Source organism: Thioalkalivibrio sp. XN279, assembly GCF_011089885.1.
Lineage (GTDB): Bacteria > Pseudomonadota > Gammaproteobacteria > Steroidobacterales > XN24 > XN24.
This window is the reverse complement of record NZ_JAANBD010000025.1, coordinates 178,375-200,052: the sequence shown is the minus strand read 5'-3', so window position 1 is coordinate 200,052 and position 21,678 is coordinate 178,375. Positions and strand designations below refer to the sequence as shown.

25 protein-coding genes are annotated in these 21,678 nt (G+C 68.5%); 11 read left to right on the top strand and 14 right to left on the bottom strand.

What is annotated here, in order from left to right; all coding sequences use genetic code 11:
- Positions 1 to 4: 4 nt before the first annotated feature.
- Genes G8346_RS05725 through gspG form a run of 8 tightly spaced genes read right to left on the bottom strand, consistent with a single transcriptional unit; the run spans position 5 to position 5,523 of the window.
- Positions 5 to 751: a type II secretion system protein N gene (locus tag G8346_RS05725; RefSeq protein WP_166049072.1), complete on the bottom strand. Its 747-nt coding sequence runs from the start codon at positions 749 to 751 to the stop codon at positions 5 to 7.
- Positions 748 to 1,236 (bottom strand): type II secretion system protein GspM, encoded by a 489-nt coding sequence (gene gspM / locus G8346_RS05720; protein WP_166049070.1) that lies wholly within the window; start codon positions 1,234 to 1,236, stop codon positions 748 to 750. The genes G8346_RS05725 and gspM overlap by 4 nt, the downstream gene beginning before the upstream one ends.
- The gene (gspL, locus tag G8346_RS05715) at positions 1,233 to 2,474 is read right to left on the bottom strand and encodes a type II secretion system protein GspL (protein ID WP_166049068.1); all 1,242 of its coding nucleotides are present in this window, start codon (positions 2,472 to 2,474) and stop codon (positions 1,233 to 1,235) included. Before gspL ends, gspM begins: the two co-directional genes overlap by 4 nt.
- Before the next feature lie 13 nt (positions 2,475 to 2,487).
- Positions 2,488 to 3,402 carry a type II secretion system minor pseudopilin GspK gene (gene gspK, locus G8346_RS05710; protein WP_166049066.1) on the bottom strand — a complete coding sequence of 305 codons (915 nt, stop codon included), beginning with the start codon at positions 3,400 to 3,402 and terminating at the stop codon, positions 2,488 to 2,490.
- A 7-nt stretch (positions 3,403 to 3,409) separates the two neighbouring features.
- Positions 3,410 to 4,009, bottom strand: coding sequence for a type II secretion system minor pseudopilin GspJ (gene gspJ, locus G8346_RS05705; protein WP_166049064.1), 600 nt, complete (start codon positions 4,007 to 4,009; stop codon positions 3,410 to 3,412).
- Positions 4,006 to 4,512, bottom strand: a complete 507-nt coding sequence (gene gspI / locus G8346_RS05700; protein ID WP_166049062.1) for a type II secretion system minor pseudopilin GspI — start codon at positions 4,510 to 4,512, stop codon at positions 4,006 to 4,008. The genes gspJ and gspI overlap by 4 nt, the downstream gene beginning before the upstream one ends.
- A complete protein-coding gene (gene gspH / locus G8346_RS05695; protein WP_166049060.1) occupies positions 4,509 to 5,087 on the bottom strand; it encodes a type II secretion system minor pseudopilin GspH in 579 nt (192 codons plus the stop codon). Before gspH ends, gspI begins: the two co-directional genes overlap by 4 nt.
- On the bottom strand, positions 5,056 to 5,523 hold the full coding sequence (gene gspG, locus G8346_RS05690) for a type II secretion system major pseudopilin GspG (protein ID WP_166049058.1): 468 nt from the start codon (positions 5,521 to 5,523) through the stop codon (positions 5,056 to 5,058). Before gspG ends, gspH begins: the two co-directional genes overlap by 32 nt.
- A gap of 160 nt (positions 5,524 to 5,683) precedes the next feature.
- Here gspG and fabD point away from each other — a divergent pair, with 160 nt between their 5' ends.
- From fabD to G8346_RS05640, 10 genes are all read left to right on the top strand, one after another.
- On the top strand, positions 5,684 to 6,634 hold the full coding sequence (gene fabD, locus G8346_RS05685; RefSeq protein WP_166049056.1) for an ACP S-malonyltransferase: 951 nt from the start codon (positions 5,684 to 5,686) through the stop codon (positions 6,632 to 6,634).
- On the top strand, positions 6,627 to 7,373 hold the full coding sequence (gene fabG / locus G8346_RS05680) for a 3-oxoacyl-ACP reductase FabG (protein ID WP_166049054.1): 747 nt from the start codon (positions 6,627 to 6,629) through the stop codon (positions 7,371 to 7,373). The genes fabD and fabG overlap by 8 nt, the downstream gene beginning before the upstream one ends.
- Positions 7,374 to 7,494: 121 nt before the next feature.
- A complete protein-coding gene (gene acpP / locus G8346_RS05675) occupies positions 7,495 to 7,731 on the top strand; it encodes an acyl carrier protein (RefSeq protein WP_165281833.1) in 237 nt (78 codons plus the stop codon).
- A 73-nt stretch (positions 7,732 to 7,804) separates the two neighbouring features.
- The gene (gene fabF, locus G8346_RS05670) at positions 7,805 to 9,052 is read left to right on the top strand and encodes a beta-ketoacyl-ACP synthase II (protein WP_166049053.1); all 1,248 of its coding nucleotides are present in this window, start codon (positions 7,805 to 7,807) and stop codon (positions 9,050 to 9,052) included.
- Positions 9,053 to 9,077: 25 nt separating this feature from the next.
- On the top strand, positions 9,078 to 10,448 hold the full coding sequence (locus tag G8346_RS05665) for an aminodeoxychorismate synthase component I (RefSeq protein WP_166049051.1): 1,371 nt from the start codon (positions 9,078 to 9,080) through the stop codon (positions 10,446 to 10,448).
- Entirely contained in the window at positions 10,445 to 11,260 is an 816-nt protein-coding gene (gene pabC / locus G8346_RS05660; protein WP_166049049.1) for an aminodeoxychorismate lyase, read from the top strand. Before G8346_RS05665 ends, pabC begins: the two co-directional genes overlap by 4 nt.
- Positions 11,260 to 12,276, top strand: a complete 1,017-nt coding sequence (gene mltG / locus G8346_RS05655; protein ID WP_240901315.1) for an endolytic transglycosylase MltG — start codon at positions 11,260 to 11,262, stop codon at positions 12,274 to 12,276. Before pabC ends, mltG begins: the two co-directional genes overlap by 1 nt.
- A complete protein-coding gene (gene tmk, locus G8346_RS05650) occupies positions 12,276 to 12,932 on the top strand; it encodes a dTMP kinase (RefSeq protein ID WP_166049537.1) in 657 nt (218 codons plus the stop codon). Before mltG ends, tmk begins: the two co-directional genes overlap by 1 nt.
- Positions 12,919 to 13,923, top strand: a complete 1,005-nt coding sequence (locus G8346_RS05645; protein ID WP_166049045.1) for a hypothetical protein — start codon at positions 12,919 to 12,921, stop codon at positions 13,921 to 13,923. The genes tmk and G8346_RS05645 overlap by 14 nt, the downstream gene beginning before the upstream one ends.
- A gap of 4 nt (positions 13,924 to 13,927) precedes the next feature.
- Positions 13,928 to 14,272: a PilZ domain-containing protein gene (locus tag G8346_RS05640; protein ID WP_166049041.1), complete on the top strand. Its 345-nt coding sequence runs from the start codon at positions 13,928 to 13,930 to the stop codon at positions 14,270 to 14,272.
- Positions 14,273 to 14,277: 5 nt separating this feature from the next.
- Here G8346_RS05640 and G8346_RS05635 read toward each other — a convergent pair whose 3' ends face one another.
- The 6 genes from G8346_RS05635 to G8346_RS05610 all read right to left on the bottom strand — a co-directional run bounded on the left by G8346_RS05635 (position 14,278) and on the right by G8346_RS05610 (position 21,085).
- On the bottom strand, positions 14,278 to 14,955 hold the full coding sequence (locus G8346_RS05635) for a putative 2OG-Fe(II) oxygenase (RefSeq protein ID WP_166049039.1): 678 nt from the start codon (positions 14,953 to 14,955) through the stop codon (positions 14,278 to 14,280).
- 29 nt (positions 14,956 to 14,984) lie between these two features.
- The gene (locus G8346_RS05630; protein ID WP_166049038.1) at positions 14,985 to 16,040 is read right to left on the bottom strand and encodes a cyclic nucleotide-binding domain-containing protein; all 1,056 of its coding nucleotides are present in this window, start codon (positions 16,038 to 16,040) and stop codon (positions 14,985 to 14,987) included.
- Positions 16,041 to 16,173: 133 nt separating this feature from the next.
- Complete coding sequence (locus tag G8346_RS05625) at positions 16,174 to 18,204, bottom strand: 3-hydroxyacyl-CoA dehydrogenase NAD-binding domain-containing protein (protein WP_166049036.1); 2,031 nt, start codon at positions 18,202 to 18,204, stop codon at positions 16,174 to 16,176.
- 4 nt (positions 18,205 to 18,208) lie between these two features.
- Positions 18,209 to 19,519 (bottom strand): acetyl-CoA C-acetyltransferase, encoded by a 1,311-nt coding sequence (locus tag G8346_RS05620; protein WP_166049034.1) that lies wholly within the window; start codon positions 19,517 to 19,519, stop codon positions 18,209 to 18,211.
- A 9-nt stretch (positions 19,520 to 19,528) separates the two neighbouring features.
- Positions 19,529 to 20,221, bottom strand: coding sequence for a TetR/AcrR family transcriptional regulator (locus G8346_RS05615; RefSeq protein ID WP_166049032.1), 693 nt, complete (start codon positions 20,219 to 20,221; stop codon positions 19,529 to 19,531).
- A 129-nt stretch (positions 20,222 to 20,350) separates the two neighbouring features.
- A complete protein-coding gene (locus G8346_RS05610; RefSeq protein ID WP_166049031.1) occupies positions 20,351 to 21,085 on the bottom strand; it encodes an endonuclease/exonuclease/phosphatase family protein in 735 nt (244 codons plus the stop codon).
- 137 nt (positions 21,086 to 21,222) lie between these two features.
- Here G8346_RS05610 and G8346_RS05605 point away from each other — a divergent pair, with 137 nt between their 5' ends.
- Positions 21,223 to 21,675, top strand: a complete 453-nt coding sequence (locus tag G8346_RS05605) for a hypothetical protein (protein WP_166049029.1) — start codon at positions 21,223 to 21,225, stop codon at positions 21,673 to 21,675.
- Positions 21,676 to 21,678 lie beyond the last annotated feature (3 nt).

Here is a 21,678-nt window from a genome sequence, read left to right as displayed (position 1 = left end):
CCAGCTAGGGCTCGCTGCTCATCTCCAGGCGCCGTCGGCCATTGCCCAGGTCTTCGCCGACGAAGCGCAGCCCGTCCACGAGTTCGCGCGGCGGATTCTCGCCCGGCGCGAGCTCGGCGCTGAACCGCCACTGTCCGGACCCGGGCAGCTCGATCTGCCCGTCGACCTCCAGCGGCCCGCCCAGCGACCGGATGGCGCCGACGGGGGTGCCGTCATGCTCCGGGAAGACGAATTCAAACGGACCCAGGGCGAGAATCACGCCCGGCAACTCCAGCCCGGCCACGGTGGCACGCCCGGTCACTGCGGCCGGCCAGCCCGACTCGAGCAGCAAGGTCTGCAACCCGATGCGTGCCTGCCCCGCCACGCCATCCGGCACCAGCGCCGGCGGCAGGGAGGCGAGCTCGAGCGCGCCTTCCAGGTCGTCGATGCGCTGCCTGTTGCCGAGCAGGGAAGTGGCGAAACGTCCCGACACGAACCCGTCGGCCGTGCGCAGGTCGAGTCGCCAGGCAGGCTGCAGCGTCAGCAGGCCGGCGGGCTGGGCGTCCCAGGACAGCGCGCCGAGGCCGTGGCCGCGCACGATGATCCCCGCGGCCCGACCCTCCCACACACTGCCCTCGACACCCCAGGCAACGACGCCGGGGGGTGCGAACCAGGCCAGCGCCAGGCGGGCAGGGAAGTGAGCCACTATGCCGGCGAGCGCGGCGAGGATGCCCGCGCCCGCGAGCAGCACGATGCGGCGACGGGAGTTCACGGCTGTCCCAGGCGCAGCGTCAGGTTGGCGTTGACGCGGCCGTCGTCGGGCGCGCGCTCGAAACTGGCGGACTCGATGGTCAGGCCGGAGCCACTGCTGAGCGTGCCCAGCCAGGCGGCCAGGGCGTCGAAAGAGGCGTTTTCCAGCCGCACCCGTATACCGTCTTCCCCGACCGGCTGATTGCGCGCCAGCGCCGCACCGAGGCCGGCCGAGCGAGCGCTGCGGTCCACCACCACCACCAGCGACTGTCCCGACAAGTCGGGACCGCCGGCACTCATGGCCGGGGCACCGGCCAGTTCGGCGGCAGCCGTGCGCAGGAAGGCGAGGGTGGCCCGCTTCTCGTCGACCCGTTGTGACGCCGCTGCCGAGGCACCGTAGATCGGACTCAGCACCAGGCCCCAGAACAGCAGCAGCACGACGACGACACCGCCGACGGTCACTACCAGGCGTTCCCGGGGCTCCAGGCCGAGGTACCAGTCCTTCATGCGCCTTCTCCCGTCAGCTGGATCCGGCCCTCGACGCCGTCGCCGCGCGGATCCGCCTGCTGGATGGTGGCCGTGTAACGCCCGTCGCGGCCCACCGCCTGGCGCACCTGTTCAAGTGCTTCCACGTTGGGCGCCATCAATTTCAGGTCGAGCACGCCGGCGCGGTAGCTCAGGGCATCGAGGCGGATATTGGCGCTATTGCCCAGCGCGCTGCCGACCGTCTCGAGCGCGTCCAGGAATCCCTGGTTGCCCGGATCGACCGTCCCGCGCAATGCCGCCAGCCGGCGCTCCACCTGGAAGCGCGGATCCTCCATGCGGGCGCCGGGCAGGGCCTGCTGGAAGGCCGCAGCGATGGCCTCGTTCAGCTGCGCTTCCTCGCGCTGCAGGTGGACCAGTTCGAGCCCGTCGCGCACCACCACGACAACAATGAAGAGTGCCAGCAGGGCCGCCGCGGCCCGCCAGGGCTTCCACAGGCGGTCGAGCTGGGTACGGGGCGCAAACTGGCCCTGCAGCAGGTTGATGGGTTCGCGCGTGACCACCCCCGCGGCGAGATGGGGCAGTACGCCGTCGGGCAGCAGGCGCACCTCGAGCGTCGCGAGGTCCGGGCGTAGGGCCTCGAGCGCATCGTTGTGCTTGAGCCGCGCCTCCGGGGTCAGGTAAGCCGTGAGATGGCGCGGCTGGCCTTCTTCCACGGGGAACCCCGGGCCGAAGCGCAGCGCGTCATCGACGCTGTCGATCTCGAGCATGAGGGGCAGCCCGGTGCCGCTGCGCGCGAGGCAGCGACGTTCGTCCAGCAGCCAGTTGAGATGGTTCGGCGCTGCAGGACAGCCCTCGGCCTCCGAACAGATCACCTGCGGCTCGATCCCGGCCTCCGCCAGGTCGGCCAGCCAGCCCTCGAGCTGTTCACGATCCACCACCGCGGCGGGCACCTCGCTGCCGCTGGGACGGCCCGCGGCAAAATGCAGGGCCTCTATGTCCTCGGCGATCTGTTCCTCGAGCGCGAACGGGAGCGCGCGCAGGATCCTCGCCGCGCCGCGCACCGGCAGCTCGGTGCGGGTCAGCAGCACGTCGACTGCCGGCACGAGTACCGTGACGCTGCGGCCGGCCGCAGCCGCGGCGGCCTCGGCCAGTGCGCCGCGCCCCGGGGCCCCGACGCGGCGGCCCTGGTCGTCCACGGCCACCCAGGCCGCCTGGCCGGAATCCACGGCATCAAGCCTTATGACGAGGGTTTCTGTCATCGGTCTGGCGCGCTCACTCGTCTGCAAAGGTGCGGATAACGCTGTTCACGGAACCCGCCGGATTACGGTGGAGGAGACTGTACATGGTGAACCGCTGGGTGCCAACATCGACGCGGACCGAAAGGCGGAACCATTCGCTGGTGGTCCCCAGCAGTGCACGCGCATCCTCAGGGATCATGTCGCCGAGCTGCTCCAGCGTCTCCCAGCCCCCTTCGGGCTGGTCGAGAAAGATCCGCTCGGCCTCGGTGAAGCCGAACTGTTCCGAGGTCGACAGCAGCACCTCTGGCAGCGCCGTGTTGATGTTGATCAGGGTCCCGCGTGGCAGGGCGGTCACATAGGGCCGCAGGCGCGCATAACCCTCGGCGCCGAGCTCGGGAAACACCAGCAGCAGCTCGGACACGCTGGTGACCGGTCGATTGGCGGCCCGAAACGGCGGCTGCCGCGAGAGATACTCACCGTCCTCGGCGCCGTCCGGAAAATTCGGCTCCAGGTCGCGGTCGATCCAGTCGGCCATGCGATCGGCGAGGCGCACGTCGAGCTCCAGCGACTGCAACAGGCGACGGAAGCCTTCGACTGCAATCGCGTCGGTGGCGCCCCCGGCGTCGACCAGGTTGTTGAGGTTGAAGCGTCCGTTGAGATCTTCGATCCGGCCCTGGATCTGGCCGCCCTCGATAGGCAGCGGCGTGATCTGGAGCGCCCAGGCTTCGCGCGGGTGGTCTACCTGGTTGTCCTCCGCATCGTCGCGCAGCACTTGGCTGGCCCACGCCTCGGCGCCCAGGCTGTACATCAGGCCGTGATCGACCGTGATGCGTCCAAGGGCCCGGCGCTGGTCCAGGAACAATTCCCAGGTCAGCGTGGCGGCGATGGCGGAGGCGAGCGCGACCACCAGTATCGCCGTGATCAATGCGGCCCCGTGCTGCCTGCGCATGGCCATTTCAGTTCGGGACCTCGAGCAGGCGGCGGATCTCGCCCCAGTCCTCGAGTTCCAGCGTGACCTCGATCGCGAGTGGTCGCAGCGACGGATCGGCACCGGTGCCGCCGGCCGGCCATTCCTCGCTCCAGCCGCCGGGACCGAAGAAGCGCAGCCGCACCTCCTGCACGCCACTGAGCACCTCGCGTTCCACCGGATCCACGCCCAGCGTCTGGTCGGGTACGAACCAGTGTCGTCGCAGCAGCAGGTCCTCCTCCAGGACGTAGGAGACGCGTTGCACGGCGGCACGCGGCTGGCCGAGAGGATTGGTCCAGCCGCCGCGCGTGAACTCGAGCAGCACCTCGCCACGCGGATCGGAGTAGAGCGCGGCACGATAACCGTCGCCCAGGGGCTCGCGCACGGGGCGCGGGTTCAGCTGGAGGAGGTCGCGGCTGACCTGCTGCACGGCAAACTGGATTTCGCGAAAGCGATCCGCGTTGTCGCGCGCGATGGCCTGCTGGGCAAGCACGGCCTGGAGGCCGCCGTAAGCCATGACGCCGACCACGGCAAAGACGGCCACCGCGATCAGCACCTCCAGCAAGGTGAAACCGCGCGCGCGCCTCATTCGTCTTCCTCGTTTTCATCGGGCGTCGGGGGCGGAGGATTCGCCGGCTCCGGCTCGACTTCCTCGGTCCCTTCCCCGCCCGGCGGCGCCGCCTCGGCGTCCGTTGCGCCCCACCAGTCGATCAGCGCCGCCGGTCCGCTGTCGCGACCGATGAATCCGGTCAGGAGGGTCACCAGGTCCTCCGGCCGCTCGATGTAGGCGACGGAGATGTCGACGCGACGCAGGTCCTCCACCCCGGTCTCCGACACGCTGGCCTCCCAGCGCCATTCACGGCCCGCGAACTCGACATCACCGTCGAAGCGGCCGACGTCCGGAAATTCTCCGGTCACGCGCAGCTCGGTCAGCTGGTTCATGGCGATCCAGTCGGCGAAGGCGCGTTCCCGCAGCGTGGTCGTGGAGTGGGCCATCTGGATCACGGCGTTGAAAGCGGCGATCAGCCCAATGGAGACGATGGCGAGCGCCACCATGACCTCGAGCAACGTGAAGCCGCGGCCGCGTCTCATCGCGTTTCCTCAGGCGAGAGCAAGGCCACCTCGCCGTCCACCTGGCCGCGCAGCAACCACGCGTCCGCAGCGAAGTCTTGCACCAGGAAAAGTTCGAAGGGGGTCAGCTCACCGCTGGAAAAGATCGCCACCTGGGGCGCAAGGGACTCAGCATCGGCCTGCCGGCGCCGTCCCTCTGGTTCCACGACGACCTCACGCCCGTCCACCGCCAATACCAGCTCGAGTCCCGGCGGCAGGGTGCGTCGGCGCAGCGCCGCCTCGTCCTCCACTACCGACCACAAGCGGGAATCCGGGTCCCAGGACAAAAAACGGTAGCCGTCAGGAAAAAACTCGACGCCGTAGTCGCGGCCCTGCACCAGGGCTTCTTCGGCGACGAACTGCAGCAACGCGGCGAGGCGGCGTGACTCGGTCTCAGCCGGGTCCCCGGCCTTCAGCGTCGCGGTGCCGAGCACGACCATGGCGGCCGTGATCGCCAGGATGACGATGACGACCAGCAGCTCGATGAGCGAAAAGCCCGACGCGCGGCCGGGCCGCGAAAGCGGCTCAGTAGACAGACCAGTTGCCGATTTCTGCATTAATGCCTTCGCCGCCCGGCTGGTTGTCGGCTCCGTAGGTGAAGACATCGAACTCGCCGTTGCGGCCCGGGTACAGGTACCGGTACGTGTTGTTCCAAGGATCCCGCGGCAGCTTGTCGAGGTAAGGACCGCGCCAGTTGCGCAGCGAGGGGTCGTTGGGGCGCGTCGTCAGCGCTTCCAGTCCCTGGTCCGTGGTGGGGTAGCGCGAGTTGTCCATGTAGTAGAGCTTGAGCGCGCTCTCGATACCGCGGATGTCCTGCTTGGCGCGATTGATCGAGGCATCGTCGATGCGGCTGATGACGTTGGGCGCGACGATCGCGGCGAGAATGCCGAGGATCACGACCACGACCATGATCTCGATGAGCGTGAAGCCGCCCTGGCGGAGCCCGCCGGGCCCGGTGCGAACGGCACTCGATATTGTGTTGCTAAGGGACATTGCTTGGCCTCGAATTGCAGGCGCCGGGCCGGGGCCCGGCCGCCTTCAGTGGAATGGAGTGGATGATATCAGAACGGCCCGGCAGGTCTCGCCTGTGGCCGGCCGCAGTAGGCCGCGGGTCTGACTATAATGACCGCCCCGAGAGGAAGGAGTTTCAGCCATGTCCATCGCCGCCGTATTTCCCGGCCAGGGATCGCAATCCGTGGGCATGCTGGCCGGGCTGCTGGCAGCGGAGCCGGCAGCGGCCGCCGCGTTGGCAGAGGCGAGCGAAGCACTCGGTTACGACCTGGCCGCCCTGCTGCGCGACGGCCCCGCCGAACGCCTCAACCAGACGGAAATCACCCAGCCCGCAATGCTGGCGGCGGGTGTCGCTGCGTGGCGTGCATGGCAGGCGCACGGCGGCAGGATGGCCGCCGCCATGGCCGGGCACAGCCTGGGCGAGTACACCGCGCTGGTTTGCGCCGGCGCCATGGAGTTCGCCGATGCGTTGCGCATCGTCCAGCTGCGCGGCCGCAGGATGCAGGAGGCCGTCCCTGCCGGGGCAGGCGCCGTCGCCGCGGTGCTGGGCCTGGACGACGATGCCGTGCGCACAGCCTGTGAGGCTGCGGCCGCCGAGGGCGGCGTGGTCGAGGCGGTGAATTTCAATGCCCCGGGCCAGGTCGTCATTGCCGGCGATGCCGCGGCCGTGGCGCGCGCGATCGAGCATGCGCGGGCCGCTGGCGCACGACGCGCCATGTCCCTGCCAGTGAGCGTGCCGGTGCATTGCGCCCTCATGGACCCGGTCGGCGCGCAGCTGCAGGAAGCGCTATCGGGTATCGAGATCAGGCCCCCGGTCGTGCCGGTGTACCACAACATCGATGCCACCCCGCGCACGGCGCCCGACGAGATCCGGCACGCGCTGGCGCGCCAGGTCCACAGCCCGGTGCGCTGGGTGGAATGCGTGCTGGCGATGCAACGGGCCGGCGCGACGACCATGGTCGAGTACGGCCCGGGCAGGGTCCTGTGCGGCCTGGCGCGGCGTATCGACCGCGCACTCGACGCGCTTCCGGTCGAAGACGCGGATACACTGGCGACGGCACTGGAAGCGACCGGAGGAGCGCAGCATGCATGACCTGAACAACGAAGTGGCCCTGGTGACCGGTGCGTCCCGCGGCATCGGCCGTGCCATCGCGCTCGCGCTTGGCGGTGCGGGCGCGACGGTCGTCGGCACGGCCACTTCCGACAGGGGGGCACAGGCCATCAGCGCGACGCTGGCCGAGGCCGGTATCGCCGGCCGCGGCATCAAGCTCGACGTGGCGAGCGACGACAGCGTGGAACAGGCCCTGGCGGACATATCTGCTGCCGAGGGTGCCGTGACCCTGCTGGTCAACAACGCCGGGATCACCCGGGACGGCCTGTTGCTGCGCATGAAGATCGAGGACTGGCAGCAGGTCATCGACACTGATCTCACCGGCATCTACCGCACCAGCCGGGCTTGCCTGCGCGGCATGATGAAGGCGCGCCGCGGCCGCATCGTGAACATCGGCTCGGTGGTCGGACTCATGGGCAACCCGGGGCAGGCCAACTACTGCGCCGCAAAGGCCGGCCTGGTCGGCTTCACGCGCTCCCTGGCCCGCGAGGTGGGATCTCGCGGCATCACGGTGAACGCTGTGGCGCCGGGTTTCATTGCCACCGACATGACCGCAACGCTGTCGGCAGAGCAGCGCAGCGCGCTCGAAAAACAGATCCCGCTGGAGCGCCTCGGCGCCGTGGAAGACATCGCGCAGACCGTGCTTTTCCTCTGTTCCGCCGGGGCGAGCTATATCACCGGGGAGGTCATCAACGTCAACGGCGGCATGTACATGGCTTGAGCCCGGGGCCGCTGGCGTGTAGAACGACCCGATACATTCCAATACAATACGGCGCGCGGTGCAGTCCGGGTCATGGGGACGCCGGGATGATCCTGCCGCCAGCAACGAGGACCATGACGAGATGAGCAGCATCGAGGAACAGGTAAAGAACATCGTCGCCGAACAGCTTGGCGTCAAAGAAGAAGAAGTGACGAACGACGCCTCTTTCGTGGACGACCTGGGCGCAGACTCGCTGGATACCGTCGAACTCGTGATGGCGCTCGAAGAGGCCTTCGAGTGCGAGATTCCGGACGAGGAAGCCGAGAAGATCACGACCGTGCAGCAGGCCATCGACTACATCAAGGCCCGCTCCAACTGAGCCGGCGACCCGGGCGCCCCGCGCAGGGGCGCCGCTTCTCCTGTCGCCGTGCAGCAATGCCGGAGGTAACCGCTTGAGCAGGCGCCGCGTCGTCGTCACCGGCCTGGGTATCGTTTCGCCCGTGGGCAGCAGCGTAACCACCGCGTGGGAGAACATCCTGGCGGGGCGCAGCGGCATCGGGCCGATCACCCGGTTCGACGCCAGCCGCTTCAGCACGCGCTTCGGCGGCGCGGTCGCGGGCTTTGACGCGGACGACTACCTGCCGCCCAAGGACGCGCGCAAGATGGACGCGTTCATGCACTACGGCTTTGCGGCATCGCGCCAGGCCATAGAGGACGCCGGCATCGAGGTCACGGAGGGCAACGCCCATCGCATCGGCGTCGCCGTCGGCGCCGGCATCGGCGGCATCGAGACCATCGAACGCAATTTCCGCGCCTTCCTCGACGCCGAGGAGTCGCCGCGCAAGATCTCTCCGTTCTTCATTCCCGGCAGCATCATCAACATGATTTCCGGGCACGTCTCGATCCAGTACGGCATGACCGGTCCGAACCTGTCGCTGGTCACCGCCTGCACCACTGCCACGCACAGCATCGGCGTGGCCGCCCGCTGCATCCAGTACGGCGACGCCGACGTGATGGTGGCCGGCGGCGCCGAGATGGCGACCACGGCCCTCGGACTGGGAGGCTTCTGCTCGGCCCGGGCGCTCTCCACGCGCAATGACGACCCCGTGCGGGCCAGCCGGCCCTGGGACCGTGACCGCGACGGCTTCGTGCTGGGGGACGGCGCCGGCTGCGTGGTGCTGGAAGAATACGAGCATGCCCGCACGCGCGGAGCGCAGATCTACGGCGAGCTGGTCGGCTTCGGCATGAGCGCCGACGCCCATCACATCACGGCACCGCCCGAGGACGGCGACGGCGCCCGCCGCTGCATGCTGAACGCCTTGCACGACGCGGGCGTCAACCCGGACGAGGTGGACTACATCAATGCCCACGGCACCTCGACACCGCTGGGGGACAAGGCCGAGACCACGGCCATCAAGCGGGCCTTCGGCACCCACGCATCCGGCGTGGCCGTGAGCTCGACCAAGTCCATGACCGGCCACCTGCTCGGCGCTGCCGGCGGGGTCGAAGCGGTGTTCTGCCTGCTGGCCATGCGCGACGGCGTGCTGCCGCCGACCATCAACCTGGATACGCCCGACCCGGAGTGCGACCTGGACTACGTGCCGAACACGGCGCGCGAGGCGCGGGTCCGGCTGGCGCTGTCCAACTCCTTCGGGTTCGGCGGCACCAACGGCAGCCTCCTGTTCCGGGCGCTGGACTAGGGACCGGCCGGAGCGCCGGGCGTCCATGCTCTCATCCGCGCACCGCGCTGCGCCGCTCACAGTGCAGCTGCACGACTTGGGCGACCTGCTGGCGCTGCACCGGGTCAACCCTGCGCGTTATCCATTCCTGCTCGAGAGCGCCGCCAGCGGCACGCCCCAGGGCCGCTGCGACATGCTCCTGGGATGGCCGGGCGAATCGCTGGTCCTGGACGGCGCGGGCCGGCTCGCAGGGCCCGGTGCAGGTCCTGACGACGATTTTCTTCGCGCCCTGGACCGCTGGCATGCCGCGGCGCGAGGACCGGCCGTACCGCCTCCAGGACCCGTGGCCGGCGGCTGGTTTGTTTTCCTGGGTTACGAACTCGCCGCGCAGGTGGAGCCCAGCCTGCGCCTGCAACGGCCGCGCCACCTGCCGATCGCCCTGGCGGTACGCTGCGACGTGGTCATCCTGCGCAACCGCCGCGATGGCGCATGCACCCTCAGCGCGACCGACAGCGCGATGCTGGCGCAGGTCGAGGCGGACCTGGAGCAGGCCCGCAGACTCTCCCCGCCGCTGTTCCAGGGGCTGGACGCCGCCCCGGAGGAGGAAGCGCCCGCGCGTTTCCTGGCGGCCGTGGCCAGGGCGCGCGAGTACATCATCCGGGGCGACATCTTCCAGGCCAACCTGTCCCGCGCCTGGCGCGTGCCCTTGACTGCGCCTGTCGATCCCGCCGCGCTGTATGCGCAGCTGCGGCGCAGCAATCCGGGCTCCTTCGCCGGGCTGGCGTGCTGGGACGCGCACGCGGTGATCAGCTCCTCTCCGGAGCGCCTGATCAGCATCCGCGACGGCTGGGTGGAAACGCGCCCGATCGCCGGCACGCGTCCGCGCGGGCAGAGCGCCGCAGATGACTCCGCACTGGAGCAGGAGCTGATCGCACATCCCAAAGAGCGGGCGGAGCACGTCATGCTCATCGACCTCGAGCGCAACGATCTCGGCCGCATCTGCCAACCCGGCACCGTGGAAGTCAACGAGATGATGGTGCTGGAGAGCTACGCCCATGTGCACCACATCGTCTCCAACGTGCGTGGCCGGCTGGAGGAGGGCATCGGCCCGGGCGCGGCCATCCGCGCCGTGTTCCCGGGCGGCACCATCACCGGCTGTCCCAAGGTGCGCTGCATGGAGATCATCCATGAACTCGAGGCGGCGCCACGCGGCGCCTACACCGGGTCCATGGGCTGGCTGGGACTGGACGGCTCGCTGGATCTCAACATCCTCATCCGCACCATGGAGCTCGGTCCCGACGAGCTGCGCTTCCGCGCCGGCGCCGGCATCGTCTACGACTCGATCCCGGAGCTCGAACTGGCAGAGACGCGCGCCAAGGCCAAGGGACTCCTGCTCGCGCTGGAGCCGGGCGGATGATTCTCGTCGACGGGCAGGCCTGCGATCTCGTCCCGGCATCCGACCGCGGCCTGAATTACGCCGACGGGCTGTTCGAGACCATGCGCCTGCATGCCGGCGCCGTGCCGCTGCTGCAACGGCACCTGGCGCGCTTGCGCGCAGGGGCAGAGAGGCTCGGTTTGCCCTGGCCCGGGGACCAGGTGCTGCGCATGGAGATCGAGCGGCTGGCAGCGGCCGGAGGCGGCGATGGCGTATTGAAGATCGTGCTCACGCGCGGCGACGGCGGTCGCGGCTATGTGCCGGATCCGCAGGCGACGGGGCGCCGCATCCTCTCGAGCCACCCGCTGCCCGCCGCGCTGGGACACCCGCTCGAGGTCGGGGTGTGTCGCACACGCCTCGGCCGGAGCCCGGCGCTTGACGGCCTCAAGCACCTCGGCCGGCTGGAGCAGGTCCTGGCGGCACGGGAAGCGACGGCTGCCGGCTGGGGCGAGGGACTGATGCTGGATGCCCACGGGTTCGTGGCGGAAGGCACCCGCCATCATGTCTTCTGGCGCCGCGCCGGCCGGCTGGAGACGCCGCCGGCCAGCATGCTGGCAGTGGACGGCGTGATGCGCACACTGCTGCTGGAAGCCCTGGCAGCAGCCGGGGAGGCCGGATGCGAGGCGCCGCTCCGTTATGATGCGCTGCATGAGATCGAGGAGATGGTGGTCTGCAACGCGGTGGCCGGAGTGCGGGGCGTGAAGCGGCTCGACGGCAGGCCGCTGCCCGAATCGGCGCTGCTGGCGCGGATGCGCGCGCTGCTGGCAGCGCACGGTGTCACATGGCTCGCGTGATGAAAGTACTGCTCGCGCTGCTGGTGCTCGGCACGCTGGCGGCGGGTGCGGCCGGCTGGTGGGCCTGGCGCTCGCTCGACCAGCCCGGGCCGGCTGCCGCGGCCGTGGTCGTCGAGATACCGGCGGGCGCGTCCCTGTCCCGCATCGCCCGGCGCCTTGAAGACGCCGGGGTGATCGAGCATGCGCTGCTGTTCGAGTGGTACGGTCGCGCGAGCGGCCAGGCCGGCAAGGTGCGCGCCGGCGAGTACCGTTTCCCCGCGCATGGCACTGCGCGCGAGGCGATGGCACGCCTCGTTTCCGGGGAAGTCGTGCTGCACGCCCTCACCATCGTCGAGGGCTGGAATTTCCGCCAGCTGCGGGCGGCCCTCGCGGGCCACGAGGCCATTGCGCTGCAGCTTGCCGAGGTCCCGGACGCGGAGCTCATGGCACGGCTGGGCAAGCCCGGCATGCACCCCGAGGGCTGGTTCCTGCCGGAGACGTATCGGTTCCCGCGCGGCACCACGGAACTCGAGCTGCTGCGCATGGCGCATGCGGCCATGGAACGGGCGCTGGCGGAAACCTGGGCGGCGCGCGCGGATGACCTGCCGCTGGAGTCGCCTTACGAGGCGCTGGTGCTGGCCTCGATCATCGAGAAGGAGACCGGGCTCGCGGACGAGCGGCGGGAAATCGCCGGGGTCTTCGCGCGCCGCCTGGAGCGCGGCATGCGCCTGCAGACCGACCCCACCGTGATTTACGGCCTGGGTCCTGAATTCGACGGCGACCTGCGCCGCGCCGACCTGCGCGCCGACACGCCCTACAACACCTACACGCGCCATGGCCTGCCGCCGACGCCGATTGCCATGCCGGGCCGGGGGGCGCTTGCAGCCGCAGTGAATCCCGCCGACGGCAAGGCCCTCTACTTCGTCGCCACGGGGCGCCCGGACGGCAGTCATTACTTCTCCACCACCCTCGAGGAACACAACCGCGCCGTGGCCCGGTATCTTGCCACCTTGCGCGAACGGAGAAACAGCAAGTGATGGAGAACGCCGGCACGGTGAGACGCGGCCGTTTCATCACGCTCGAGGGCGGCGAGGGCGTAGGCAAGAGCACGAACGTAGGTTTCGTGGCCGGACTGCTGGAAGACGCCGGCATCGACCTGCAACTGACTCGCGAGCCCGGCGGCACTCCGCTGGCCGAGCGCGTGCGCCAGGTGATCGTCGCGCCGTCGGGTGAGGCGATTTCGCCGTTGGCGGAACTGCTGCTGATTTTTGCCGCGCGCGCGCTGCACGTGGACGGGCTCATCCGTCCTGCCCTGGCGGCCGGGAAATGGGTGCTGTGCGACCGCTTCACGGACGCCAGCTATGCTTACCAGGGCGCGGGACGCGGGCTGGGGGATGCGCCGGTGCGCTGGCTCGAAACCCAGGTACAGGGCGAGCTGCGCCCCGACCTGACCTTGCTGCTGGACGCGGATCCCGCGATCGGCATGGCGCGCGCCGGGGCCCGGGGTGCGGCAGACCGCTTCGAGCAGGAGCGGCTGGATTTCTTCCGCCGGGTGCGCGAGGGCTACCTGGCGCGCGCTGCGGCCGAACCGGCCCGCTTCCGCATCATCGACGCCGAGGCGCCGCTGGAACAGGTCCAGGCGCAGATAAGAACGCACATTAACGAATACTTGCAAGCCAATGTCAAAACTTGACTTTCCATGGCATGAAGACGCCTGGAACGCGTTCTCGGCCGCGCTCGAGCATGACCGCCTGTCCCATGCCTACCTGATCGAGGGCCTGCAGGGGCTGGGCAAGCTGCACCTCGCGTTTCGCATGGCCGCGCGCGTGCTCGGCGCGCCATGGCCTGCAGAGGACCCGCCCATCCCGCTGCAGCACCCGGACCTGACCTGGGTGACGCTGGAAACGGATGACGAAGGCAAGCAGAAGAAGCAGATTGCGGTTCACCAGGTACGCGAGACGTGCGCCGAGCTCGCCATGACGAGCCACGGCGGCGGCTGGAAGGTTGCAGTGATCTGGCCGGCAGAGACGCTCAATCCGAACGCGGCCAACGCGCTGCTGAAGACACTCGAGGAACCGACGCCCCGTACGCTGCTGCTGCTGGTGCGCAGCCGGATGGACACGCTGCCGGCCACCATTGCCAGCCGCTGCCAGCGCATCCGGATCTCGTCGCCGCCGCGCGCGGAAGCGCTGCAGTGGCTGGCGCCGCGCGGCAGGGACGGCAACTGGGAACCGCTGCTCGACCTGGCAGGGGGCGCGCCGCTGATGGCGCTGCTGCTCGCGGACGAGGGCGCCGACGAACTCGATATGCGCTGCCGGAAGGACCTGCTGGGCATCCTCGGCGGCCGGCGCGAGCCGCTCGAGGTGGCTGCGGAGTGGGCCCGCCGCCCCGTGCCCGTGACCCTGCGCTGGCTCGACGTCTGGACCGCAGCGCTGGTGCGCCTCAAGACGCTGGGTGAAGGGCCGGCGGGAGACGCCGAATCAGCGCGGACTTTGCAAAAGGCGCTGGAGCGAATACCCTTGCAACGCCTGTTCCGCTACCGCGACGAGGTGCGTTCGGCCATGGTGCGCAGCGACGGGGTTTTCAACCCGCAAATGGTGATGGAGAACCTGCTGCTGCCCTGGGCGGATCAGCTGGCCTCGATCCGGGGGGATGCGGCGCAGGGCTTCCTTGGCGACCGGTAAGGTAATGACTACAAACAAACCCGGCCTTCTGACCCTCACGATCAAGGACAAGAGCGCCTTGTACCTGGCGTACATGCCCTACGTGAAGAACGGCGGCCTCTTCATCCCCACGAGCAGCAGCTACCGCCTCGGCGACGAGGTCTTCATGCTGCTCAACCTGATGGGAGAGGACGAAAAGATCCCGGTGGCCGGTAAAGTCATCTGGGTGACGCCCAAGGGCGCGCAGGGCAAGCGCACGGCGGGGATCGGCGTCCAGTTCAGCGAGCAGGACCGCGGCAGCACCCAGCGCCGTATCGAGACTTACCTGGCCGGCGCACTCGGCGGCGACAAGCCCACGCACACCATGTAGCCGGTTCAGCCCAGCGGCTCGTCCGGCCGCTCGGCGCCCGCCAGCCGGAAACGCGCGTTGAAAGCGACGGTGATGCGCACGTCATCGCCATCGTAGGGCAGCACCTCGTGCAGCATCCACGACGGAAACATGACCAGCTGTCCCGGCTGCAGCCGGATCTTGCGATGCCCACCGCCGAAAGGCGGCTTCAGCTTCGCCGACCCCATGTCGATGTACATGGTGTTGGTGGAGAAGGGGTTGATGAAGGTCAGCTTGCCGCTGTCAGACTCGGGGTCGTCGCCGTGATGACAGACACAATAGACGCCGGACCAGCTGTGCAGCGGGTGATTGTGGGCGGCGAAGAAGCCGCCGCGCCGCGTCAGGTGAAACCACGCCTCGTACGCAACCTGCAGCCGGGCCAGGAATGCCTGGTCGTAACCGTTGAGTTCGCCGACGGTGCTATACAGCGCGGCCCAGCAGAAATCCCGCAGCTTGCGGATGCAGTCGTGCGGCCAGTCGAACAGGCGGAAATTGCTCTCGTAGAGCGCGTCGTTGCGATCCACGAAGGGCGTCTTGTTGCGATACTTGTCGCCCTCGGCGGCACGCGCCATGAACAGCTCGCGCAGTTCCTGGTTGAGCGCCTCGCAATCCTGCATCTGGGCTGTCACGAGCGGCGCCGCAAAGGCAGAAATCATCTGGATCATGAGCTTGGTCCCTGCGGGGGATGCCTGTCCTAGCGGCCTTCGATGTCCGCCATGGTCAGGCCGCCCCGCAGCACGTGGGCGTCCAGGCCCCGCTCGCTGAGGATGTACGCGGCGGCACTGCTGCGCCGGCCGGTATCGCAGCACACCACGTACGGCTTCGACGGATCCAGGGTCTTCAACTTGAGGCGGATGAAGTACAGCGGGATGTTGATCGCGCCGTCCTGGTGGTAGCTCTCGAACTCGGAGGGCAGGCGCACGTCGACCCACTGGCCGCCGTTGGCGACGATGCGCGAGGCTTCCTCGAAATCGACCCACTGCAACATGGGTTCGTTCATCAGCGTGTTGAAATCATCCTGGCCCAGGCGCATCAGCGAACCGTCCGTCACCATGGTGACGGTGGCGTTGCGCTTGGCGTGGGAGATGAGGGCTTCTTCGCCGAAAGTGTCGCCCGGCCCCAGGTCGGCCAGCTTGATGCCGTCCCTGTTCAGCGGCGTCTCGCGCGTCACGGCGCAGCGGCCGTCGGTGATGACGTAAAAATAGTCGCCTTCGTCGCCCTGCTTGATCACGACATCGCCGGCCTTGAAATTGACCTGCTGCATGCGCATGAAAATGGCCTGGATATTCGCCGCAGGAATACGGTGGAAGGCCTTGGTCTGCAGCAGCGTCGTCATCCAGTCGTCGCTTTCGGGCAGGCTGCCGATGCGTAATTCGCTCACCTCGTAGGTGCCGGTCTGGTCCCAGGTCAGCATCACGTCGAGCAGGTCCGAATCGATGGCGATGTACTCGACGCGGCTACGCGCCCGGGCGCTGGCTCGGCGCGGCAGCCCCGGCGACAACGGGCTGCGGGCGTCGTGCGTCCCGCCCTCGATCACCGACAGGACGCGATCGCCGTCGCGCAACTCCACTTCACCGGAAATGACGTAGATGGTGCGGCGGTCCGTATCGCCCTTGCGGAACAGGAAGCGCCCACCGGGAATCTCCTGCACCTTGGTCTTCTCGGAAAGGGCACGGAGGTTCTCCGCCTTCAGCCCGTCGAGAGGGGAGAAAGCCTTCAGTGCTTCAACTTCGAGAGACTTGTCGGGCATAGCGGGATTGCTGCTCCCTGTTGTTTTGTTTCCTGGCCGCACTGGCCACCGGCGCGGCCAGGAGCCGCGCCGGTGCCAAGAATATCACACGATCAGGCAGGTGCCCGGCTGTGTTCCAGTTCGCAAATAGGGCCTAGCGCGGCAAGTCCTTCCACCCCGGGTCGGGGGCGAAGCGCTCACCGTAGCGCTCTTCCAGCCGTTGCAGCGATTCGACGACATCGGCGACGCCGCGCGCGCGCGCGAAGTTGATCGGGCCGCCGCGGAACGGCGCAAAGCCGGTGCCGAAGATGACGCCCGCATCCAGCAGGTCGAGATCCGTCACCACGCCGTCGCGCCACACGGCCACGCACTCGTTCACCATCGGCAGCACCAGCCGGTCGGCGAGGTCCTGGGGCGGCGTGGCGTCCTTGACCTGCGGCTTCACGGCCTTGCCGTCCTTCCACTCGTAGAAGCCGCGGCCCGTCTTCCGCCCCAGGCGCTTCTTGTCCACCATCTCGACGAGGCGGTCCGGTACCGGGATGCCGTAGGCTGCGCCGAGGATCTTGGCCACGTGCAGCGCCACGTCGAGGCCCACGGTGTCGGCCAGCTCCACCGGCCCCATCGGCATGCCGAAGCGCTTCGCCGCAGAGTCGATGAGCGGCATCGGCACGCCGTCTTCGCCGGCCAGCAGCGCCTCCATCATGTACGGCATCAGCACCCGGTTCACCACGAAGCCAGGCGAACTGAGGCAGGGCAGGGGCAGCTTGTCGATCTTGCGCGCGAACGCGATGCCCTTGTCGATCTCGGCCTGGGGCGTGTCCGGGGTGTGGATCACCTCCACCAGCGGCATCATCGCCACGGGATTGAAGAAGTGCAGCCCGATCAGGCGGCCCGGCTTGTCGAGCGCATCCTGCAGGTCCTCGAGGCGGATGCTGGAGGTATTGGTGGCCAACACCGCATCCGGCTTCATGCGCGGCTCGAGGTCGCGGAACAGCGCTTTCTTCGCCTCGGCGTCCTCGAAGATCGCCTCGATGACGACGTCCGCGCCGGCCACGCCGCGGCCCTCGACGTCCGGCATCAGCCGGTCCAGCGCCGCCTGCACCAGGCGCGGTTCGCGCAGCTTCTTCTGGTACAGCTTGGCGGCCCGCTTGATCACCGGCGCGATGTACTTCGGCTCACGGTCCTGCAGGGTCACCGTCATGCCGCGCAAGGCGCACCACACGGCGATGTCGCCGCCCATCACGCCGGCGCCGACCACGTGCACGTGCTTGAACTGGTGTCGTGTCTTGCCGCCCAGCGCCTTCAGCTTGTCCTGCAGGAGGAAGACTCGCACCAGGTTGCGCGAGGTGTCGGTGCAGAACAGCTCGGCGATCGAGCGCGCCTCTTTCTCCATCATCAGCGCCGGCTTGTCGCCGTAGCGTTTCCACAGGTCGATGATGGCGTAGGGGGCGGGGTAGTGATCGCGGCGGGCCTTCTTGGCGACCTGCTTCTCCAGCACGCCGGCGAGCACGTTGCGCGCCGGGCCGAGGTTCATGAGCTTGTCCTGCAGCGGCAGCTGGCGCGGCCTGGGTGGCTTGAGCGCCATCATGCGCGCGGCGCGCTCGAGATGGCGCGCCGGCACGACCTGGTCGACCAGGCCCATGGCGCGGGCTGGCTTCGGGCGGATGTTCTTGCCCGTCAGCATCATGTCCATGGCCTTGAGCGGGCCTGCCAGCTGCACGGAGCGCACGGTGCCGCCGAAGCCCGGGTGGATGCCCAGCTTCACCTCGGGCAGCCCGATCACCGTCTTCGGGTCGTCATTGATGATGCGATAACGGCAGGCCAGTGCCAGTTCGAGGCCGCCGCCGAGGGCGAAGCCGTTGATCAGCGCGATGGTGGGGCACTTCAGGGCTTCGAGGCGATCCAGCACCTGCTGGCCGGCGCGCACCATCTCGTAGGCCTGCTCAGAGTCCTTGAGGCCGGTGAATTCCTTGATGTCGGCGCCGGCGACGAAGCCGGATTTCTTGCCCGACGTGACCACCACCGCCTTGGGCAGGTCCTTTTCGATCGCCTCGAGCATGGTATTGAGCTCGACCATGACGTCGCGCGACAGGACGTTGGTGGAGGCGTCCGCCTTGTCGAAGCAGAGCCAGGCGATGCCGTCATCGTCGCGGCGCAGTGTCCAGTTCTTGAGAGTGTCGTTCATGAGGCTACTCCGGCTTGCTCTTCAGCAGCATGGCGCCGCCCTGGCCGCCGCCAATGCAAAGGGTGGCCACGGCGGTGCCACCGCCCTGGCGCTCGAGGACCTTGAGGGCGTGCAGGACGATGCGCGCACCGCTGGCGCCGACCGGGTGCCCGGCCGCGATGGCGCCGCCGTCGATGTTCAGCTTGTCCTCGTCGATGCGCCCGAACGCGCCCTCGAGCTCCAGCACGTTGCGGCAATAATCCTCGTCGTCGAGCGCAGCAAGGCAGGCCAAGACCTGGCCGGCAAACGCCTCGTTGATCTCCCAGTGATCGATGTCGTCGCGGCCGAGCCCGTGACGCTGCAGCAGCGGCGCCGAGGCGTGCGCCGGGCCCAGGCCCATTTCGGCCGGGTCCAGTGCAGCCCACTCGCAGTCCTCGATGACACCGAGCACTTCGAGGCCGTACTTCTTGACGGCGGCCTCGCTGGCCAGCAGCAACAACGCCGCGCCGTCGGTGATCTGGGAACTGTTCCCGGCCGTGACCTGGCCGACCTTGCGGTCGAAGAAAGGCTTCAGGGTGGCCAGCTTCTCTTCGGTGCTGTCGCGCCGCAGCCCGTCATCCTCCTCGTGGGCGCGACCGGCGGCGTCGTACACGGCCACCACCTCGTCCATGCGCCCCTCGTCGAAGGCGGCAGCAAGCCTCTGGTGGCTGCGCGCCGCGAACTTGTCCATCTCCTTGCGGCTGATGCCGAAGCGGTGGGAGATGACTTCGCAGGTCTGGCCCATGTTCAGGCCCACCACCGGGTCGGTCAGGCCCTTGATGAGGGCGATCACCGGGGCGAAATGCTTCGGCCGCAGGCGGGTCATCTGTACCGCCTTGTCGACCGGCGACTTGGCCCGTGCCAGGTCGGACAGCCAGTTCACCATGTCGTCATTGAACAGCACGGGTGCGCGGCTCATGGCCTCGGTGCCGCCGGCCAGCACCAGGTCCGCACGACCGAGCCAGATGTTGCGGGCCGCGGAGTCCAGGGCCTGCATGGCGGAGGCGCAGTTGCGCATCACCGTGAAGCCCGGGACCTTGTTGCCACACCCCAGGCGCAGGGCGGTGATGCGCCCGATGTTCGATTCGTCCGGACTGGGCATGGCGCAGCCCAGGATGACCTCGTCGATCTGGTCGGGGGCGATGGGCTGGCGCGCCAGCAAGGCGCGCCCGGCGGCGACGGCGAGGTCCGAGGCGCTGAACGGCCCGGGGCGCCCGCGCGCCTTGAGAAAAGGCGTTCTCGCGCCATCCACCACATAGGCGCGGCTCGCGTGGGTCGCGTGGCGGGTCTTGGCCATGATTTACTCCTAGCGTTTCCGGGGTTGGGTCGACCGCGCCGGCACGCGGCGGCGGACGGGCTTGGATGCTGAGACCGGGGCGCGGAAGCCTGCAGCCACGAAAGGCATCAGGCGGTGCACCACGTGGATGACGTCGTCGGGACTCATGGACTCCCCCGACACCAGCTCGACCAGCTGGCGCTCCGCGACCGGGTAGGTCAGGGCGCCGACCAGGAACTGCAGCCGCCAGCGGACGTCCTCGGGCGGCAGGTCGGGGAGGGCGCGGCACAGCGCCGCGTGGTAGCGCTCGAGCACGCGCTTGTACTCGCCCGCGAACCAGGACTTGTAGGGCGCCTCGGCTTCCGCATGGGTCTGGCCCAGGAGCCGCATCACTGTCGGCCCGCCCTGGGCCGGGTCCCGCGCCAGGTTGGCGACCGGGGTCATGAAGGCCTCGAGAATCTCTTCCAGCGTCGGCTTGCGGCGCCTTTTCTCGAGCTTTTCCAGGTTGGCGAGCCGGGCCCTGTTCAGGGGCTCCAGGCGCCGCCGGTAAACCTCGTCGACCAGGCCTTCCTTGGAACCGAAATGGTAATTCACCGCAGCGAGGTTCACGCGCGCCAGGGCGGTGATGGCGCGCAGCGAGGTGCGCGCCACGCCGGTGCGCGCGAACAGCTCCTCGGCTGCGACGATGATGCGGTCCCGCGTGGAGTCGAGCAGGCTGGTCAAGATGTTCGGCCCGATTGAAACAACTGTTTAATGGTAGGCGCAGCCATGCGTCACCGCAACAAAGCCACGGGCGGCGACGGTCGGGCGGGACGGACGGGGGCGAAAGCGCGACCGTGCGCCGACACACCGTCAGGCGGGATCGAACTCGCAGATCAGCGGCAGGTGATCCGACAAGCGCACCTGCGGGATCTCGAAGCTGCGCGGCCGCAGGCCCTCGCCGTAGAGAATGAAATCCAGCTCCTTGCGCGGCGCATGGCTGGGATAGGAGGGCAGGCGCGCCTCGTTAGCGCTCTGCAGGCCGGCGGCCTGCATGAACAGGTACATCTCGTTCTCGCCCCAGAAGGTGTTGAAGTCGCCGGCCACGATCACCGGCTTGGACGCCGCCTTGACCAGGTCATGCAGGTGCCGCAGCTGCCAGTGGCGATGCCGGTATTTCAGCGACAGGTGCACCAGGAAGATGGCGACGTCGTCGAGTTCGAGCTCGATGATCAGCCGCTTGATACCGGTATCGAAGTAATGGAAGCGCTCACCGTACACCCGGGGCGCGGCCAGGAAGGCGTTCGCCTGCTTGCGCACGATGGGCAGCCGGGTGTTCATCGAGCTCTCGCCGTACTTGCACTGGTAGGTGCTGTAATGCCCGAGCTGGCGCGCTATGGCCTCGGCCTGGTTCACCATGCCGGTGCGGATCGAGCCCGTGTCGACCTCGATCAGGCCGACCACGTCGGGACTGTGTTCCTTGATGAAGGTCGTGATCGCGTCGAGATTGCCCTGGTTGCCGCGCAGGTAACCTGCCCCGGGGACGGGCAGGTGGAAGCGCGCGCCGGTCCCGGCAGCGTAACGGATGTTGTATAGCAGGAATTTCACGTGTGGCAGAGCAGGCTCGGCGATGACCGCAAGAGGCAATTCTATCCAACCCCGGGGGACCGTGCTCCCGGAGCAGCACCATCCTTATGCGCATAGGGTAAAATCCCGTGAAAGCTGGGCAGGCCGAGGAGGGCGTCATGTCGGAACACAACCCCATCAAGCTCTATGCCGTCCACGGCTGGCACCGTGATGAGGACTATGCCCGCCTGTTCGAGTTCATCGAGAGCGCCGATAATTTCTTCTACCGCGTGGTCCTGGACCCGGATGCGCCGAGCCCGCAGGGAGACGGGGTCGCCGCGCGGCGCACCCTGATCAGTGAGGCCCTGAAGGAAGCGGAATGCGTGGTGTGCCCGGCCGGCACCTGGGAGCGTTTCAACGACTGGGCCCGCTACACCATCGACACGGCGCGCATGCTGGACCTGCCGATCGTCGCCGTGGAGCACTTCGGTCCCAAGAACATGGATCCGCGCCTCAAGGGGCATGCCGCCGAAGTGGTCGGCTGGGACTCGCGCAGCATCGTGGACGCCATCCGGCGCCAGGCCCGGCACGAGGACACCACCCGCTTCGACACCATCGAGTTCGACTTGTAGTCG

Excerpts from the sequence above, each read along its gene's own strand:
- gspM (WP_166049070.1), bottom strand. The coding sequence starts at position 1,236 with ATGAAGGACTGGTACCTCGGCCTGGAGCCCCGGGAACGCCTGGTAGTG.
- G8346_RS05605 (WP_166049029.1), top strand. The coding sequence starts at position 21,223 with ATGTCGGAACACAACCCCATCAAGCTCTATGCCGTCCACGGCTGGCAC.
- G8346_RS05635 (WP_166049039.1), bottom strand. The coding sequence starts at position 14,955 with ATGATCCAGATGATTTCTGCCTTTGCGGCGCCGCTCGTGACAGCCCAG.
- G8346_RS05620 (WP_166049034.1), bottom strand. The coding sequence starts at position 19,519 with ATGGCCAAGACCCGCCACGCGACCCACGCGAGCCGCGCCTATGTGGTG.
- fabG (WP_166049054.1), top strand. The coding sequence starts at position 6,627 with ATGCATGACCTGAACAACGAAGTGGCCCTGGTGACCGGTGCGTCCCGC.
- gspH (WP_166049060.1), bottom strand. The coding sequence starts at position 5,087 with ATGCAGAAATCGGCAACTGGTCTGTCTACTGAGCCGCTTTCGCGGCCC.
- gspK (WP_166049066.1), bottom strand. The coding sequence starts at position 3,402 with ATGCGCAGGCAGCACGGGGCCGCATTGATCACGGCGATACTGGTGGTC.
- G8346_RS05625 (WP_166049036.1), bottom strand. The coding sequence starts at position 18,204 with ATGAACGACACTCTCAAGAACTGGACACTGCGCCGCGACGATGACGGC.
- mltG (WP_240901315.1), top strand. The coding sequence starts at position 11,260 with ATGAAAGTACTGCTCGCGCTGCTGGTGCTCGGCACGCTGGCGGCGGGT.
- gspG (WP_166049058.1), bottom strand. The coding sequence starts at position 5,523 with ATGTCCCTTAGCAACACAATATCGAGTGCCGTTCGCACCGGGCCCGGC.
- G8346_RS05665 (WP_166049051.1), top strand. The coding sequence starts at position 9,078 with ATGCTCTCATCCGCGCACCGCGCTGCGCCGCTCACAGTGCAGCTGCAC.
- acpP (WP_165281833.1), top strand. The coding sequence starts at position 7,495 with ATGAGCAGCATCGAGGAACAGGTAAAGAACATCGTCGCCGAACAGCTT.
- pabC (WP_166049049.1), top strand. The coding sequence starts at position 10,445 with ATGATTCTCGTCGACGGGCAGGCCTGCGATCTCGTCCCGGCATCCGAC.
- fabD (WP_166049056.1), top strand. The coding sequence starts at position 5,684 with ATGTCCATCGCCGCCGTATTTCCCGGCCAGGGATCGCAATCCGTGGGC.
- gspJ (WP_166049064.1), bottom strand. The coding sequence starts at position 4,009 with ATGAGGCGCGCGCGCGGTTTCACCTTGCTGGAGGTGCTGATCGCGGTG.
- gspI (WP_166049062.1), bottom strand. The coding sequence starts at position 4,512 with ATGAGACGCGGCCGCGGCTTCACGTTGCTCGAGGTCATGGTGGCGCTC.
- tmk (WP_166049537.1), top strand. The coding sequence starts at position 12,276 with ATGGAGAACGCCGGCACGGTGAGACGCGGCCGTTTCATCACGCTCGAG.
- G8346_RS05640 (WP_166049041.1), top strand. The coding sequence starts at position 13,928 with ATGACTACAAACAAACCCGGCCTTCTGACCCTCACGATCAAGGACAAG.
- G8346_RS05645 (WP_166049045.1), top strand. The coding sequence starts at position 12,919 with ATGTCAAAACTTGACTTTCCATGGCATGAAGACGCCTGGAACGCGTTC.
- G8346_RS05630 (WP_166049038.1), bottom strand. The coding sequence starts at position 16,040 with ATGCCCGACAAGTCTCTCGAAGTTGAAGCACTGAAGGCTTTCTCCCCT.
- gspL (WP_166049068.1), bottom strand. The coding sequence starts at position 2,474 with ATGACAGAAACCCTCGTCATAAGGCTTGATGCCGTGGATTCCGGCCAG.